This window comes from Peptoniphilus sp. HMSC075B08 (assembly GCF_001815405.1).
In the GTDB taxonomy this organism is placed as follows: Bacteria; Bacillota; Clostridia; order Tissierellales; family Peptoniphilaceae; genus Peptoniphilus_A; species Peptoniphilus_A harei.
The window spans coordinates 1-1,682 of record NZ_KV820440.1 but is presented as its reverse complement, the minus strand read 5'-3'; the positions used below and the strand labels follow the sequence as shown (position 1 = coordinate 1,682).

The following is a 1,682-nucleotide window of genomic DNA, read 5'->3' as shown; positions in this document are numbered from 1 at the left end:
CCATATATATAATTAAAATAGTGTGAAGATTTATTTTCCTTAGAAAGGAGGTGATCCAGCCGCACCTTCCGATACGGCTACCTTGTTACGACTTCACCCCAGTCACCTATCCTACCTTCGACTGCTGCTTCCCTAAGGTTCGCTCGCAGGCTTCGGGTATTACAAGCTTCCATGGTGTGACGGGCGGTGTGTACAAGACCCGGGAACGCATTCACCGCAGCATGCTGATCTGCGATTACTAGCAACTCCATCTTCATGTACTCGAGTTGCAGAGTACAATCCGAACTGGGAAAGACTTTTTGAGGTTGGCTTAATATCACTATCTCGCTTCCCTTTGTATCTTCCATTGTAGCACGTGTGTAGCCCAGGGCATATAGGGCATGATGATTTGACGTCATCCCCACCTTCCTCCGATTTATCATCGGCAGTCTCTTTAGAGTCCCCATCCGAAATGCTGGTAACTAAAGATAGGGGTTGCGCTCGTTGCCAGACTTAACTGAACATCTCACGACACGAGCTGACGACAACCATGCACCACCTGTATTGAGGCTTCCGAAGAAGAGGGTATATCTCTATACCGGTCCTCAGTATGTCAAGCCCTGGTAAGGTTCTTCGCGTTGCTTCGAATTAAACCACATGCTCCGCTGCTTGTGCGGGTCCCCGTCAATTCCTTTGAGTTTCATGCTTGCGCACGTACTCCCCAGGCGGAGTGCTTAATGTGTTAACTGCGGCACCGAATTATTCCGATACCTAGCACTCATCGTTTACAGCGTGGACTACCAGGGTATCTAATCCTGTTTGCTACCCACGCTTTCGTTCCTCAGCGTCAGAATGAGCCCAGTAAGTCGCCTTCGCCACCGGTATTCTTTTTAATATCTACGCATTTCACCGCTACACTAAAAATTCCACTTACCTCTACTCTTCTCAAGATATGCAGTTTCAAATGCTTACAGTAGTTAAGCTACTGCCTTTTACATCTGACTTGCATTTCCGCCTGCGAACCCTTTACGCCCAGTGATTCCGGACAACGCTAGCCCCCTACGTATTACCGCGGCTGCTGGCACGTAGTTAGCCGGGGCTTTTTCTTATGGTACCGTCATTATCTTCCCATATAAAAGAACTTTACGACTCGAAAGCCTTCATCGTTCACGCGGCGTCGCTGCATCAGAGTTCCCTCCATTGTGCAATATTCCCCACTGCTGCCTCCCGTAGGAGTTTGGACCGTTTCTCAGTTCCAATGTGGCCGTTCACCCTCTCAGGCCGGCTACCCATCGTCGCCTTGGTGGGCCGTTACCTCACCAACTAGCTAATGGGACGCGAGTCCATCTTAGACCACCGGAGTTTTGATCATTAGTGCATGGGCACCTATGATTTCATTTGGTATTAATCCCGGTTTCCCGAGGCTATCCCAATGTCTAAGGCAGGTTACTCACGTGTTACTCACCCGTCCGCCGCTAATCCATCTTATCTTCACCCCGAAGGGATCTGTCAAGATTTCATCGCTCGACTTGCATGTGTTAAGCGCGCCGCCAGCGTTCGTCCTGAGCCAGGATCAAACTCTCAATTAAAAATTTGTATGACTCATTAGTTTTCTCAAAACTAAACGAATATCTGGTTTGCTTGTGATTCTTTAAAAGAATCTGTGATTAAATCACGAATTGTTTATCTATCTTCACACTATT

At 48.0% G+C, this 1,682-nt stretch carries 1 rRNA gene; it reads right to left on the bottom strand.

What is annotated here, in order from left to right:
- Positions 1-43 precede the first annotated feature (43 nt).
- Positions 44-1,568: ribosomal RNA gene (locus HMPREF3023_RS03130) — 16S ribosomal RNA — on the bottom strand.
- Positions 1,569-1,682: the final 114 nt, after the last annotated feature.